Annotated in this window: 13 protein-coding genes; 9 read left to right on the top strand and 4 right to left on the bottom strand. The window is 60.2% G+C overall.

Annotated features, from left to right (window positions below):
• From EJA70_RS30910 to EJA70_RS05485, 3 genes are all read right to left on the bottom strand, one after another.
• Positions 1-191 (bottom strand): hypothetical protein (locus EJA70_RS30910; RefSeq protein ID WP_218574203.1); only part of this gene is annotated, 191 nt, incomplete at its 3' end.
• Between the two features lie 44 nt (positions 192-235).
• Positions 236-886: an HAD family hydrolase gene (locus EJA70_RS05490; RefSeq protein WP_158830078.1), complete on the bottom strand. Its 651-nt coding sequence runs from the start codon at positions 884-886 to the stop codon at positions 236-238.
• Positions 887-915: 29 nt separating this feature from the next.
• Positions 916-1461 (bottom strand): gamma carbonic anhydrase family protein, encoded by a 546-nt coding sequence (locus EJA70_RS05485; RefSeq protein WP_158830077.1) that lies wholly within the window; start codon positions 1459-1461, stop codon positions 916-918.
• A gap of 88 nt (positions 1462-1549) precedes the next feature.
• Between EJA70_RS05485 and prlC the strand changes: the two genes are divergently transcribed.
• From prlC to EJA70_RS05470, 3 genes are all read left to right on the top strand, one after another.
• Entirely contained in the window at positions 1550-3601 is a 2052-nt protein-coding gene (prlC, locus tag EJA70_RS05480; protein WP_158830076.1) for an oligopeptidase A, read from the top strand.
• Positions 3598-3891 carry a YheV family putative zinc ribbon protein gene (locus EJA70_RS05475; protein WP_158830075.1) on the top strand — a complete coding sequence of 98 codons (294 nt, stop codon included), beginning with the start codon at positions 3598-3600 and terminating at the stop codon, positions 3889-3891. The genes prlC and EJA70_RS05475 overlap by 4 nt, the downstream gene beginning before the upstream one ends.
• Positions 3892-4004: 113 nt before the next feature.
• Positions 4005-6050, top strand: a complete 2046-nt coding sequence (locus tag EJA70_RS05470) for a M3 family metallopeptidase (protein ID WP_158830074.1) — start codon at positions 4005-4007, stop codon at positions 6048-6050.
• On the opposite strand, the gene EJA70_RS05465 is transcribed toward EJA70_RS05470, so the two are convergent.
• Complete coding sequence (locus tag EJA70_RS05465; protein ID WP_045123121.1) at positions 6043-6687, bottom strand: dual specificity protein phosphatase family protein; 645 nt, start codon at positions 6685-6687, stop codon at positions 6043-6045. The genes EJA70_RS05470 and EJA70_RS05465 overlap by 8 nt on opposite strands.
• 300 nt (positions 6688-6987) lie before the next feature.
• Between EJA70_RS05465 and EJA70_RS05460 the strand changes: the two genes are divergently transcribed.
• The 6 genes from EJA70_RS05460 to EJA70_RS05435 all read left to right on the top strand — a co-directional run bounded on the left by EJA70_RS05460 (position 6988) and on the right by EJA70_RS05435 (position 14551).
• The gene (locus EJA70_RS05460) at positions 6988-7734 is read left to right on the top strand and encodes a gluconate 2-dehydrogenase subunit 3 family protein (protein ID WP_158830073.1); all 747 of its coding nucleotides are present in this window, start codon (positions 6988-6990) and stop codon (positions 7732-7734) included.
• 2 nt (positions 7735-7736) lie between these two features.
• The gene (locus EJA70_RS05455) at positions 7737-9521 is read left to right on the top strand and encodes a GMC family oxidoreductase (RefSeq protein ID WP_108224866.1); all 1785 of its coding nucleotides are present in this window, start codon (positions 7737-7739) and stop codon (positions 9519-9521) included.
• A gap of 12 nt (positions 9522-9533) precedes the next feature.
• On the top strand, positions 9534-10835 hold the full coding sequence (locus tag EJA70_RS05450) for a cytochrome c (RefSeq protein WP_158830072.1): 1302 nt from the start codon (positions 9534-9536) through the stop codon (positions 10833-10835).
• 74 nt (positions 10836-10909) lie between these two features.
• Complete coding sequence (locus EJA70_RS05445; RefSeq protein WP_158830071.1) at positions 10910-11968, top strand: PA0069 family radical SAM protein; 1059 nt, start codon at positions 10910-10912, stop codon at positions 11966-11968.
• Positions 11969-12205: 237 nt separating this feature from the next.
• Positions 12206-12934, top strand: a complete 729-nt coding sequence (locus tag EJA70_RS05440) for a carbonic anhydrase (RefSeq protein ID WP_008081186.1) — start codon at positions 12206-12208, stop codon at positions 12932-12934.
• Positions 12935-13024: 90 nt separating this feature from the next.
• Positions 13025-14551, top strand: coding sequence for a SulP family inorganic anion transporter (locus tag EJA70_RS05435; protein ID WP_158830070.1), 1527 nt, complete (start codon positions 13025-13027; stop codon positions 14549-14551).
• Positions 14552-14646 lie beyond the last annotated feature (95 nt).

Here is a 14646-nt window from a genome sequence, read left to right as displayed (position 1 = left end):
GGGAGCTGGCTTGCCAGCGATAGCTTACTGATCAGCGCCGCAGAAAGGCCTGATGCAACTCCCACAGGGACAGCGCTGAGCCTGAGCACATCGCTCACCTGTGGGAGCTGGCTTGCCAGCGATAGCTCACTGATCAGCGCCTCAGAAATGCCTGATGCAATTCCCACAGGAACAGCGCTGAGCCTGAGCACATCGCTCACCTGTGGGAGCTGGCTTGCCAGCGATAGCTTACTGATCAGCGCCGCAGAAAGGCCTGATGCATCTCATCCAGCGTTTCAAAGTGATAAGCCGGCGCTTCAGCATTCAGCTCTTCAAAACTGCCAAATCCATAACCGACCGCCGCCGCATCCAGGCCATTGCTGCGCGCACCGATCAAGTCGTGTTTGCGGTCGCCGATCATCAGCGTATTCGTCGGATCCAGCCCCTCTTCCTTCATCAGGTGCGCAATCAGCTCGACCTTGTTGGTGCGTGTGCCATCCAGTTCGCTGCCGTAAATGACCTTGAAGTGTCGGGCAAAATCGAAATGCCGGGCGATCTCGCGGGCGAATATCCACGGTTTCGACGTCGCGATATACAACTGCCGACCTTGGCCACCGAGGGTTTCCAGCAACGGTGTGACGCCATCAAACACACGGTTCTCGTACAGGCCAGTGACCTTGAAACGCTCGCGATAGAAATTCACCGCCTCCCACGCCTTGGCCTCATCAAAGTCATAGAACTGCATGAACGCCTGCAACAGCGGCGGGCCGATGAAGTGTTCGAGCTTGGTCAGATCCGGCTCATCGATGCCGAGCTTGGCCAAGGCAAACTGAATGGAACGGGTGATGCCTTCACGCGGGTCGGTGAGGGTGCCATCGAGGTCGAACAGTACGGTTTGGTAATGCATGGGAATTCCTGGGCAGTCGCCAATTCAATTCAGAGTGTGTCGTAGCCTTCGGCCAGATGCAGGTCCTTGAGCTTTACGTAATTGGCGGCGCTGTAGGTGAAGAAGGCGCGTTCCTTGTCGCTCAACGGGCGGACCTGTTTCACCGGGCTACCCACGTAGAGGAAGCCGCTTTCCAGGCGCTTGCCCGGCGGCACCAGGCTGCCGGCGCCGATGATCACGTCGTCTTCAACCACCGCGCCGTCCATGACGATGCTGCCCATGCCGATCAGCACGCGGCTGCCGACGCTGCAGCCATGCAGCATGACTTTGTGGGCGATGGTCACGTCGTCGCCGATCAGCAGCGGGAAGCCGTCGGGGTTGAACGGGCCGGCGTGGGTGATGTGCAACACGCAGCCGTCCTGCACGCTGGTGCGCGCACCGATGCGGATGCGGTGCATGTCGCCACGGATCACGGTCAGCGGCCAGACCGAGCTGTCTGCGCCGATTTCGACGTCGCCGATCACCACCGCCGAGCTGTCGACAAATGCGCCTTTGCTCAGGCTGGGGGTGTGATTCTGGTACTTGCGAACGGACACGATAATTTCTCTCTCTGTCGCCGATAGCTGCGGTGAATGCCGATTGTAATTAAGATGGGGCAATGTTTCCCCAGCCAAGGTGCCAACCGTGAGCGTGAACAACCCTCTGCTGCAGTCCTACGACCTGCCACCGTTCTCCACGATCCGTGCCGAACACGTCCTGCCCGCCATCGAAACGATCCTGGCCGACAACCGCGCCGCCATTGCCGAAATCCTCAAGACTCAGGTGCAGAACCCGACCTGGGCCGGCCTGGTACTGGCGATGGACGAACTCAATGATCGCCTGGGCGCTGCGTGGAGCCCGGTCAGCCACCTTAACGCCGTGTGCAACAGCGCCGAACTGCGTGAAGCCTACGAATCGTGCCTGCCAGCCCTGAGCGCCTACTCCACCGAGATGGGCCAGAACCGCGAGCTGTTCCAGGCCTATGAAGCGCTGGCCAACAGCCCGGAAGCCGCCGGTTTCGACGTGGCGCAAAAGACTATTCTGGAACACGCCCTGCGTGACTTCCGTCTGTCGGGTATTGACCTGCCGGAAGCCGAACAGAAACGCTACGCCGAAGTGCAAAGCAAACTGTCCGAGCTGGGCAGCCGCTTTTCCAATCAACTGCTCGACGCCACTCAGGCGTGGACCAAGCACGTCAGCGACGAAGCCGCCCTCGCCGGCCTGACCGATTCGGCCAAGGCGCAAATGGCCGCCGCCGCTCAGGCCAAAGGCCTCGATGGCTGGCTGATCACCCTGGAATTCCCGAGCTACTACGCGGTGATGACCTACGCGCAAGACCGTGCGTTGCGTGAAGAAGTCTATGCCGCCTACTGCACCCGCGCCTCGGATCAAGGCCCGAACGCCGGCCAGAACGACAACGGCCCGGTGATGGAAGAGATCCTCGACCTGCGTCAGGAACTGGCCAGGCTGCTGGGTTTCGCCAGCTTCTCCGAACTGAGCCTGGCCACGAAAATGGCTGAATCCAGCGATCAGGTACTGAGCTTCCTGCGCGATCTGGCCAAGCGTAGCAAACCGTTCGCCGCGCAGGATCTGCAACAGCTGCGCGCTTACGCCGCCGAACAGGGCTGCGCCGATCTGCAAAGCTGGGACAGCGGTTTCTACGGCGAAAAACTTCGCGAACAACGCTACAGCGTCGCTCAGGAAACCCTGCGCGCCTACTTCCCGATCGATAAAGTGCTGGGCGGATTGTTCGCCATCGTTCAGCGTCTGTACGGCATCGAAATCGCCGAACAGAAAGGCTTCGACACCTGGCACCCGGATGTTCGCCTGTTCGAAATCAAGGAAAACGGCCAGCATGTCGGCCGCTTCTTCTTCGACCTCTACGCCCGCGCCAACAAGCGTGGCGGTGCGTGGATGGACGGTGCCCGCGATCGTCGTCGCACCATTGACGGTGTGCTGCAAAGCCCGGTGGCCAATCTGGTGTGCAACTTCACCCCGGCCGACAGCGGCAAACCTGCGCTGCTGACCCACGATGAAGTGACCACGTTGTTCCACGAATTCGGCCATGGCCTGCACCACCTGTTGACCCGCGTTGATCACGCCGGTGTTTCCGGGATCAACGGCGTGGCGTGGGACGCGGTCGAGCTGCCAAGTCAGTTCATGGAAAACTGGTGCTGGGAGCCGGAAGGCTTAGCGCTGATTTCCGCTCACTACGAAAGCGGCGAACCACTGCCACAGGACCTGCTGGAAAAAATGCTCGCAGCGAAGAACTTCCAGTCCGGCCTGATGATGGTCCGTCAGCTGGAATTCTCGCTGTTCGACTTCGAACTGCACGCCACCCACGGTGACGGCCGCACTGCCGCGCAGGTGCTCGAAGGCGTGCGTGACGAGGTGTCGGTGATGCGTCCGCCAGCCTACAACCGCTTCCCGAACAGCTTCGCGCACATCTTCGCCGGCGGTTATGCGGCGGGTTACTACAGCTACAAGTGGGCTGAAGTGTTGTCGGCCGATGCCTTCTCGAAATTCGAAGAAGACGGCGTGCTTAACGCAGAAACCGGTCGCGCCTTCCGCGAAGCGATTCTGGCGCGCGGCGGTTCGCAGGCACCGAAGGTGCTGTTCGTCGACTTCCGTGGCCGTGAGCCGTCGATTGACGCACTGTTGCGCCACAGCGGCCTGAGTGAGGACGCGGCAGCATGAGTGACGGGCCTGTGATTACCAAGAAACGCTTTATCGCCGGGGCGGTCTGTCCGGCGTGCAGCGAGCCGGACAAGTTGATGATGTGGAACGAAGACAGCGTGCCGCACCGAGAATGTGTGGCTTGCGGTTACTCCGACACGCTCAACGAGCAAGGGCTGTCGGTGCCGAAAGAACTGGGCACGCGGGTCAACACCAGCGCTATCAGCAAACCTGCGCCGGACAAAACCGTTCAAGCCGTACAGTTTTTCCCCAACCCGAAGCTGAAGAAAAAGCCTGACGAGCAACACTGACGGCTAACCCACCTTTCACCGATTTTTCGGTGAAAGGTGGTAACTATGTACCACCCTTCCCCTGCGCTTCCTGATTAGGCTGGCTCTTTCAGCCATCCTTCAAGGAAGACGTCATGCCTGATTCCAATCCGCTGTTACAACGCTGGACGCTGCCTCCGTGGTCGACCGTGCGTGGCGAACATCTGCTGCCCGCGATTACCGCGATCGTGACCAATAACCAGCAAATCATTGAGCAAGTAATCGCCAGCCAGACCGAACAGCCGAACTGGGATGATGTGATCCTTGCCGTTGATGAAGCCGATGCCAGATTGGCGGAAACCATGGCGGTGATCGAATACCTTTCGATTGGGAAATCCGCTGATAGCGCGTGGGAAAAAGCCAGCGCACAGTGCAGCCAGATCGCCGGGCAGTACCGGACTGACAAGTTGGCGAGCGTGCCGTTGTTCCGTACGTTTCAACGCTTGGAAAACAGTGCGGTTGCCAGCCATTTCGATGCTTCGCGCAAAGCCTCACTGGCGAAAATCCTGCGCCGCTTTCGCTTGTCCGGGGTGGAGTTACCTGCGGCACCACAGGAGAAGCTGGCACGTTTGAATCGCCTTATCGGCCTGCTCGAACAACTGTTTTCAAGCCAGATCGAACTCGCCAATGCCGCGTGGATCAAGCACATCACCGATGTCACGTTGCTCGCCGGTCTCAGCCCGCACAGTCAGGCGCAACTGGCGCTCAAGGCCAGGCAAGCCGGGCTCGATGGCTGGTTGCTCACGCTGGATCAAAATACCTGCCAGCAAATCATGACCTACGCTCGCGACCGTGCCTTGCGCGAGGAATACTTCATTGCCTGGAGCACCCGCGCCTCCGATCAGGGCCCGCAGGCGGATCAGTTCGATAACGAGCCGGTGTTGAGCTTGCTGCTGGCGTTGCGTCACGAGAAAGCCCAAGTGCTGGGCTTCAACAATTTCGCCGAGTTGCGCCTCGATAACCGGGTGATCACCAACACCACTCAGGTCAGCGCCTTTCTGCGCCAGCAGGTAGCGCTGGCGAAACCTTTGCTGGAGCAGGAGGCGCAAACGCTGCGAACGTTCGCCGATCAGCAGGGCTTCGGGACGATTCAGGCGTGGGATGCGGATTTTCTCGCCGAGCAACTACGTGTGCAGCAACTGGACGGCGCCCTGCAGGGCTTACGCCAGTACTTCCCGCTGGAAAGCACGTTGCGCGGGTTATGCCGGTTCAGCGAACACCTGTTCGGTATCGCGATTCGCGAGCAACTCACGTTTGATCGCTGGCATGAGCAGGTGCGCCTGTTCGAGGTCAGTGAGCACGACCAGGTGATCGGGCACATCTATCTGGATCCGTACGCGGCTGAGAATGCGCCCGACTATGCCTGGACAGGCACCGTGCGTAATCGGCGAATCAATGCCGAAGGGCGCTTGGCGACGCCGATAGCCGTGCTGTCGAGCAATTTCACCGCCCCGACGGCTGAGCACCCGTGCCTGCTTTCGCATCACGATCTGCGGGTGCTGCTCCATGAATTCGGGCATTGCCTGCAACAGGTGCTGACGCGCTCGCCGCACTTCAATTTGTCAGGCATTTCACAATTCGGCCGCGATACCGCCGAATTCACCGGGCAGTTGTTTGAGCAATGGTGTTTGTCGCAGGAGTTTCTCTTGTGGCTGGCAGCTCACCATCAAACGGGGGAGCGTCTGACCGCAGAGCGGGTCAACACCGCACTGACCGCGCTTGAGGCACAGACCAGCAGGGCCACGGCGATGTTGCTGATGGGGGCGTTACTGGATTTTGAATTGCACCAAAGCCACGGCGACGGTCGCAGTATTGCGCAGGTGTTCGAGGCGGTGCAGCGCGAATTTCCCACGCTACAAATGCCGGACTATTGCCGGTTCGCCAACAGCTTTGATTATCTGGCCACCGGCTACGAAGCCTCGGTGTACGCCTACAAATGGTCAGGTGTGCTGGCGACTGAGGCGTTCAAACGTTTTCAGCACGATGGCGTGTTCAACCCGCACACCGGGCGGGCGTTTCGTGAAGCGTTTTTATCCGGCGATTCGTCTTCGCTACTGAGCGCCATGGAAATGTTCCTCGGTCAGCCCGTCAGCCTTGAACCCACGGCAGTCGAAGGCGAATTGAACCCTGCGCTTACTTGAGATTCACCGACTGCAACCAGCTCTTCATCGAGCAGGTAGCGAATGCGCTGGTGCTGCAATCACCATTGGCCAGCGCCGTGCGCAGTTTGTCGACATCAGCCTGCATCACGTAGCGCACGCTGTCGCGAAAGTGCCCGCTCTCGCCGAATCCGCCTTGGGTCATTTCGCTCAAGGCGTCTTCTTTGCTCCAGCCTTGCACCACCACGCGGTACATGGCGGCCATCAGGCCCGTGCGGTCGGAGCCGTGTTTGCAATGCATCAGCACCGGGCCGTTGGCTTCAGCAGCCTGAATGGCGCGCAGGGCTTTCAGGACATCGGCGTCGTCGACGTGGTTGGTGCGATACGGCAGTTGTACTTGATTGATGCCCGGCTCCGACAGCCAGTTGCTGTCCGCTTCCGGGAGGAAGTTGATCACCGTGGCGACCTTGAGATTTTTCAGCAGCGGCACCGCGCCGCCATCGGGTAATGCGCTGCGATAGAGCGTTGGCGACATCTGGAACAAGTTGTATTGCGCCTCGACCGGCTGCGCCCATTCAGTCGGACGAACAGCCGTTGCCGACGCGGCATGGGCCGGCATCCAGGGCAGCAGCACTACAAGCGATAAACACAAAGCAGAGAACAAACGCACTTGGGACATGCTGGTGACCGTGTCGTGATTCATCGGTGAGAGGAACCACAGCTTCGATGTTCGGCGGTCAAAGCCCCGTGAGCCTTTTGTAAAAGAATCGTCAATCAGCGCTGTTTCATGGCGTACAGCCAACAAAACCGCTCTTTTTTCCACTGAATCGGTTCATCCCGAAGCTTAGCCTGCTACCATTTGTCACACGATGTTGCAGACGCATCGCCCTTTTCCGGGTCATCCGGCCGCGTCGCGACGAAAAATCCTCAAGCCGTTCGCAGAAACGGTTACCCCCTGATGCCTGATGAGGTGCACCCCATGTCTGATGAAAGTCGAGACAACCCGCGGCGTGAGTTTTTGCGCAAATCCCTGACCCTGATCCCGGTGGTCACCCTGGCCGGTACCGGTCTGGGCAGCAGCGTGCTGCAAGCGGCGCCCGCAGCCGCGCCTGCTGCACCGGCCGGGCAAGCCGCTCGCGCAGACGCCGGCGCGTATCAGCCGAATTACTTCACCGCCGAAGAATGGGCGTTCATCAATGCCGCCGTTGCGCAATTGATCCCCAACGATGCCCAAGGCCCAGGCGCGCTCGAAGCCGGCGTGCCGGAATACATCGACCGTCAGATGAACACGCCGTACGCCGCCGGCGCCCTCTGGTACATGCAAGGCCCGTTCAACGCCGACGCCGCTCCGGAAATGGGCTGGCAGAGCAAACTGGTGCCCAAAGAGATCTATCGCCTCGGCATCGCCGCCACGGATCAGTGGGCAAAATCCCTCAACGGTAAAGTATTTGCTGAGCAAGACAGCGCTACCCGAGACGATTTGCTCAAGCAACTTGAAGCCGGCAAACCACAGTTCGATGCGGTTCCGGCGAAGATTTTCTTCAATCTTCTGCTGCAAAACACCAAGGAAGGGTTCTTCTGCGACCCGATCCACGGTGGCAACAAAGGCATGGTCGGCTGGACCATGATCGGCTTCCCCGGCGCCCGCGCCGATTTCATGGATTGGGTGGAACGCAACGAGCAATACCCCTTCCCGGCAGTTTCGATTCGCGGCGAGAGGGCGTAAGCATGGCAACGGTAATGAAGAAGGTTGACGCAGTCATCGTCGGTTTCGGCTGGACCGGCGCAATCATGGCCAAGGAACTGACCGAAGCCGGTCTCAACGTGCTGGCGCTGGAGCGCGGGCCGATGCAGGACACCTACCCCGACGGTAACTATCCGCAGGTGATCGACGAACTCACCTACAGCGTGCGCAAAAAACTCTTTCAAGACATCTCCAAAGAGACCGTCACCATTCGCCACAGTGTCAACGACATCGCCCTGCCGAACCGCCAGTTGGGCGCGTTCCTGCCGGGCAACGGCGTCGGTGGCGCCGGCCTGCACTGGTCGGGCGTGCATTTTCGGGTAGACCCGATCGAGTTGCGCATGCGTAGCCACTACGAAGAGCGCTACGGCAAAAGCTTCATCCCCAAGGACATGACCATCCAGGACTTCGGCGTCAGCTATGAAGAGCTGGAGCCGTTTTTCGATTTCGCCGAAAAAGTCTTCGGCACCTCCGGCCAGGCGTGGACGGTGAAAGGTCAACTGGTGGGTCAGGGCAAGGGCGGCAACCCTTATGCGCCCGATCGCTCCAACCCGTTCCCGCTGGAAGCGCAGAAGAATACGGTTTCCGCACAGCTGTTCGGCAAAGCGGCTACAGAGGTCGGTTACAAACCTTACAACCTGCCTTCGGCAAACACCTCCGGGCCGTACACCAACCCTTACGGCGCGCAGATGGGTCCGTGCAACTTCTGCGGTTTCTGCAGCGGTTATGTTTGCTACATGTACTCCAAGGCTTCGCCGAACGTGAACATTCTGCCGGCGCTGAAGCCGCTGCCGAATTTCGAGCTGCGCGCCAACGCCCACGTGCTGCGGATCAACCTCGACAGCACCAAGAGCAAAGCCACCGGCGTCACCTACATCGACGCTCAGGGCCGCGAGATCGAGCAACCGGCGGATCTGGTGATCCTCGGCGCGTTTCAGTTGCATAACGTGCGGCTGATGCTGCTCTCCGGCATCGGCAAACCGTACGACCCGATCACCGGCGAAGGCGTGGTCGGGCGCAACTTCGCCTACCAGAACATGGCGACCATCAAGGCGTTCTTCGACAAGGACACCCACACCAACAACTTCATCGGCGCCGGCGGCAACGGCGTGGCGCTGGACGATTTCAACGCCGACAACTTCGACCACGGCCCGCATGGCTTCGTCGGCGGCTCGCCGATGTGGGTCAACCAGGCCGGCAGCCGGCCGATTGCCGGCACCTCGAACCCGCCGGGCACCCCGGCCTGGGGCAGTGACTGGAAACGCGCGACCGCCGATTACTACACCCACCAGGTGTCGATGGACGCCCACGGCGCGCATCAGTCCTACCGTGGCAACTACCTCGACCTCGACCCGGTGTACCGCGATGCCTATGGTTTGCCACTGCTGCGGATGACCTTCGACTGGCAGGAAAACGACATCAAGATGAACCGCTTCATGGTCGAGAAAATGGGCAAGGTCGCCGAAGCGATGGGCCCGAAAGCCATCGCGGTGATCGGCAAGAAAGTCGGCGATCACTTCAACACTGCGTCCTACCAGACCACCCACCTTAACGGTGGCGCGATCATGGGCACCGATCCGAAGAAGAGCGCACTGAACCGCTACCTGCAGAGCTGGGACGTGCATAACGTCTTCGTTCCGGGCGCCTCGGCGTTCCCGCAAGGCCTGGGCTACAACCCGACCGGGCTGGTTGCGGCACTGACCTATTGGTCGGCGAAGGCGATCCGCGAGCAATACCTGAAAAACCCCGGCCCGCTGGTTCAGGCTTAAGGAGCGATGACCATGAAAAATTTCGTTATCGCGACCCTGGCGCTGCTCGGCAGTGCCTCAATCCACGCGGCCGAGGTTGATCAAAGTTTGATCAAACAAGGCGAATACCTCGCCCGCGCCGGTGACTGCGTGGCTTGCCATACGGCCAAGGGCGGCAAGCCGTTCGCCGGTGGTCTGCCGATGGAAACGCCGATCGGCACGATCTATTCGACCAACATCACCCCGGACAAAACCGGCGTCGGTGAATACAGCTTCGAGGACTTCGATCAGGCCGTGCGCCATGGCGTCGCCAAAAACGGTAGTACGTTGTACCCGGCGATGCCGTATCCGTCCTACGCGCGTGTCAGCCAAACCGACATGCAGGCGCTGTACGCGTACTTCATGCATGGCGTCGAACCGGTCGCGCAAGAGAACAAGGCCAGCGACATTCCGTGGCCGTTGAGCATGCGTTGGCCGCTGATGGGCTGGCGCTGGATGTTTGCGCCGAAGGTCGAGGACTACAAAGCAACCAGTGCCGACCCGGTGATCGACCGTGGCGCGTATCTGGTTGAGGGCCTCGGCCATTGCGGCGCTTGCCACACGCCACGTGCGCTGACCATGCAGGAAAAATCCTTGAGCGCGGCCGATGGCAGCAACTTCCTCGCCGGCAGTGCGCCGCTGGAAGGCTGGATCGCCAAGAGCCTGCGCGGCGATCACAAGGACGGCCTCGGCGGCTGGAGCGAAGAGCAACTGGTGCAATTCCTCAAGACCGGACGCAGCGATCGCAGCGCGGTGTTCGGCGGCATGAGCGATGTGGTCACCCACAGCATGCAATACATGACCGACGCCGACCTGACCGCCATCGCCCGCTATCTCAAGTCGCTGCCGGCCAATGATCCCGCCGATCAGCCGCATCAGTACGATGAGAAAGCCGCCAAAGCCCTGTGGGACGGCGACGACAGCCAACGCGGTGCCTCGGTGTACATCGACAACTGCGCGGCGTGTCACCGCACCGATGGTCACGGCTACACGCGAGTGTTCCCGGCCTTGGCTGGCAATCCGGTGCTGCAATCGGAAGACCCGACCTCGCTGATTCACATCGTGCTCAAGGGCGGCACCCTGCCAGCGACGCACACCGCGCCTTCCACCTTCACCATGCCGGGTTTCGCCTGGCGCTTGTCGGATCAGGAAGTCGCGGACGTGGTGAGTTTTATTCGTGGCAGTTGGGGCAACAAGGGTGCGCCGGTGAAGGCTGCTGATGTTGCCGCGCTGCGCAAGGAGGATATGAAACACACCTCCAGCGATGACCTCGGTCAGGTAACACAGCACAACTGACCAGTCGCCCGACGGCACTAGCCAGATGCGCAACGCCCCGATACTGTGTGCATATACAGTATCGGGGCGTTTTCATGTCTACTCCATTGCCACCTCGCGGTCGCGGCACCGCGACCAACCCGCACAACCGCTTTGCACCGAATCGTTCGGTGGCCGAGGACGACGGCTGGTATCAGGAAGTGCCCGAGACGCAGAATACCGAGGTGATGATCGAAACCGCGAAAACCATCATTACCCGTAACACCTCGCCGGATCTGCCCTTCGATCGCTCGATCAATCCCTACCGCGGCTGTGAACACGGCTGCATCTATTGCTACGCGCGGCCCAGCCATGCCTATTGGGACATGTCGCCGGGGCTGGATTTCGAAACCCGGCTGATCGCCAAGACCAACGCCGCTCAGGTACTGGAAGAACAGCTGAGCAAACGCGGTTATCAATGCGCGCCGATCAATCTCGGCTCTAACACCGATCCGTATCAGCCGATCGAGCGCGAACACAAAATCACCCGGCAAATCCTCGAAGTGCTGCTGCGCTACAAGCATCCGGTGACCATCGTCACCAAGGGCTCGCTGATTCTGCGCGACCTCGACCTGCTCACCGAGCTGGCGCAGCAGCGGCTGGTAGCGGTGATGATCAGCCTGACCACGCTGGACGATGAACTCAAACGCATTCTGGAACCGCGCGCGGCGGCGCCGAAGGCGCGATTGCGCGCTATTCGGGTGATGCGCGAAGCAGGGATTCCGGTCGGTGTGCTGTGTTCGCCGATGATTCCGATGATCAACGACAGCGAGATCGAAAACCTGCTCAACGAGGCCCACGCCGCCGGCGCGCAAAGTGCCGCCTACATGATGTTGCGTCTACCGCTGGAGGTGGCGCCGCTGTTCGAAGAATGGCTGCAGGCGCACTATCCGCAACGGGCGGCGCATGTCTTGAGCCTGATCCGTCAGAGCCGTGGCGGCGAGCTGTACGACAGTCGTTTTGGCGCACGCATGCGCGGCGAAGGAGTGTTTGCCGATCTGTTGGCTCAGCGGTTTTCGAAGGCGATTAAACGTCTTGGTCTGAATCATCGCGAAGGCTACAACCTCGATTGCACAGCCTTCTGTCCGCCGGGTCGCCAGATGTCGTTGATTTAGCGACAATTAGCTCTGGGTTGAGGGGTTGGAATCCTTCCGTCGAAAGTCGCCAGTCACGTTTTTTGTGACCTGGAACACACGTTCTAGAGCGTTTGATTCAGTTTGAGTTAAGTTTCGGCGGCTACCTTGTTCATCGAGTGACTGACCGGTCGGGATGACCGGGATAGTTTAAACAGCCACTGGCTTCATACCGGAATACCGGGGAAGATTCCCTGAATCCGTCAAAGAGGATGAATCATGAGTGATAAGGATAAACAGCCGCTGGCTGCGTCGGCGCAAACCCCAGAAGCGGAATCCGCCGATGCAGCGCTGCGCCAGATCGTAGATGGCTTTTTGCATTTTCATCATGAGGTTTTTCCGCAGCAGGAAGAACTCTTCAAGAAACTCGCCACGGCCCAGTCGCCAAAAGCGATGTTCATCACCTGCGCCGACTCGCGCATCGTCCCCGAGCTGATCACCCAAAGCTCGCCTGGCGACCTGTTCGTGACCCGTAACGTCGGCAACGTTGTCCCGCCTTACGGCCAGATGAACGGCGGCGTGTCCACCGCGATCGAATACGCGGTACTGGCCCTCGGCGTGCAGCACATCATCATCTGCGGCCACTCCGATTGCGGCGCCATGCGTGCGGTGCTCAACCCGGACAGCCTGGAAAAAATGCCGACGGTCAAAGCCTGGCTGCGCCACGCCGAAGTCGCGAAAACCATGGTGCATGACAACTGTCACTGCGCCGACGAAAAAGAAAGCATGCCGATCCTCACCGAGGAAAACGTCATCGCCCAGTTGCAGCACTTGCGTACCCATCCTTCGGTAGCCTCGCGCATGGCGAACGGTCATCTGTTCATCCATGGCTGGGTCTACAACATCGAAACCAGCGAAATCAAAGCTTACGACGCGGATCAGGGACGCTTCCTGCCGCTCGATGGCAGCCATCCGATTCCGGTGGCGACGCCCAAAGCGCGCTTCTAAATCCTCCTAAACATCTGTGTGGTTTGACGCCGGTCGCTGATTCAGCGACCCGGCCTTGCCATGCCTGAAGAAAACTTCGGGAGAATCGCCATGCGTGCGGCTCAATTGAAAGCGGTGTTGCCACGGGAGCTGCTCGCTTCAGTGGTTGTGTTTCTGGTCGCCCTGCCGCTGTGCATGGGCATTGCGATTGCCTCAGGGTTGCCGCCGGCCAAGGGTCTGATCACCGGCATCATCGGTGGTCTGGTGGTCGGTTGGCTGGCGGGTTCGCCGTTGCAGGTCAGTGGGCCAGCGGCGGGTCTGGCGGTGTTGGTCTTTGAACTGGTGCGCCAGCACGGCATCGAGATGCTCGGGCCGATTCTGCTGCTCGCCGGTTTTCTGCAACTGGTGGCCGGGCGCTTGAAGCTCGGTTGCTGGTTTCGGGTCACGGCGCCAGCGGTGGTCTATGGGATGCTGGCGGGGATTGGTGTGTTGATCGTGCTGTCACAGGTGCACGTGATGCTCGATGCGTCACCGAAACCTTCAGGGCTGGATAACCTCACGGCGTTCCCGGCAGCCGTGGCGCAAGCGCTGCCGTCGTTCGGCTGGCAGGCCGGGTTGCTCGGGCTGTCGACGATTGCGGTGATGTGGTTGTGGGAGAAGTTTCGCCCGCATTCGCTGCGCTTCGTGCCCGGGGCATTGCTCGGTGTCGGGCTGGCGACGGGGGCGAGTCTGTTGCTGGCCCTGCAGGTGAAACGCGTTGAAGTGCCGGCGAACCTGGCGGAAGCGATTGATTGGCTCAGGCCTGCAGATCTGCTCAGCCTGGCTGACCCGACGCTGTTGATCGCCGCGTTCGCCGTGGCGTTTATCGCCAGTGCGGAAACCCTGTTGTCTGCCGCCGCGGTGGATCGTATGCACAACGGTGTGCGCTCGGACTTTGACCGTGAGCTGTCGGCGCAAGGTATCGGCAATATGCTCTGCGGCCTGGTCGGCGCGCTGCCGATGACCGGGGTCATCGTGCGCAGTTCGGCCAACGTTCAGGCCGGCGCGACCACGCGGTACTCGACGATCTTCCATGGCCTGTGGCTGCTGGCGTTCGTGCTGTTGCTGTCGAGCGTGCTGCAAAGCATTCCGGTGGCGAGTCTGGCGGGCGTGCTGGTGTATACCGGTTTCAAACTGGTCGACCTCAAGGCGTTTCGTGGTCTGGGTCGTTATGGACGGATGCCGATGTTCACTTACGCGGCGACGGCGCTGGCGATCATCTTCACAGACCTGCTGACCGGTGTGCTGATCGGTTTCGGTATGACCCTGCTGAAACTGGCGTTCAAGGCTTCGCGGTTGAAGATCAGCCTGATCGATCTACCGCAGGAAGGCGAAATGGAGTTGCGTCTGGTCGGTGCGGCGACCTTCCTCAAGGTGCCGGCGTTGACTCAGGTGCTGGCCAGTATTCCGCAGGGCACGACGGTGCATGTGCCGCTCAATAACCTGAGCTACATCGACCATTCGTGTCTGGAGTTGCTGGAGGAGTGGGGCCGGGCGAATGCGGCGAAGGGCTCGAAGCTGTTGATTGAGTCGCGAGGCTTGAAGCGCAGGCTTGAAGGACGGATTCGCACAACAACAGGCATCGGTGCAGCCGGATAAATTTGCTGGCTGAACTCAACCGCTGTAGGAGCTGCCGCAGGCTGCGATCTTTTGATCTTGATTGTAAAAAACAAGATCAAAAGATCGCAGCCTGC

Source organism: Pseudomonas sp. PB103, assembly GCF_009764635.1.
In the GTDB taxonomy this organism is placed as follows: domain Bacteria; phylum Pseudomonadota; class Gammaproteobacteria; order Pseudomonadales; family Pseudomonadaceae; genus Aquipseudomonas.
The sequence above is the reverse complement of the archived record's forward strand: the minus strand, read 5'-3'. Positions and strand labels throughout refer to the sequence as shown.

What these genes read in the sequence shown, in the direction of transcription:
- EJA70_RS05450 (WP_158830072.1), top strand. Translation starts at nt 9,534, where the DNA reads ATGAAAAATTTCGTTATCGCGACCCTGGCGCTGCTCGGCAGTGCCTCA.
- EJA70_RS05465 (WP_045123121.1), bottom strand. Translation starts at nt 6,687, where the DNA reads ATGTCCCAAGTGCGTTTGTTCTCTGCTTTGTGTTTATCGCTTGTAGTG.
- EJA70_RS05470 (WP_158830074.1), top strand. Translation starts at nt 4,005, where the DNA reads ATGCCTGATTCCAATCCGCTGTTACAACGCTGGACGCTGCCTCCGTGG.
- EJA70_RS05460 (WP_158830073.1), top strand. Translation starts at nt 6,988, where the DNA reads ATGTCTGATGAAAGTCGAGACAACCCGCGGCGTGAGTTTTTGCGCAAA.
- EJA70_RS05490 (WP_158830078.1), bottom strand. Translation starts at nt 886, where the DNA reads ATGCATTACCAAACCGTACTGTTCGACCTCGATGGCACCCTCACCGAC.
- EJA70_RS05475 (WP_158830075.1), top strand. Translation starts at nt 3,598, where the DNA reads ATGAGTGACGGGCCTGTGATTACCAAGAAACGCTTTATCGCCGGGGCG.
- EJA70_RS05435 (WP_158830070.1), top strand. Translation starts at nt 13,025, where the DNA reads ATGCGTGCGGCTCAATTGAAAGCGGTGTTGCCACGGGAGCTGCTCGCT.
- EJA70_RS05440 (WP_008081186.1), top strand. Translation starts at nt 12,206, where the DNA reads ATGAGTGATAAGGATAAACAGCCGCTGGCTGCGTCGGCGCAAACCCCA.
- EJA70_RS05455 (WP_108224866.1), top strand. Translation starts at nt 7,737, where the DNA reads ATGGCAACGGTAATGAAGAAGGTTGACGCAGTCATCGTCGGTTTCGGC.
- EJA70_RS05445 (WP_158830071.1), top strand. Translation starts at nt 10,910, where the DNA reads ATGTCTACTCCATTGCCACCTCGCGGTCGCGGCACCGCGACCAACCCG.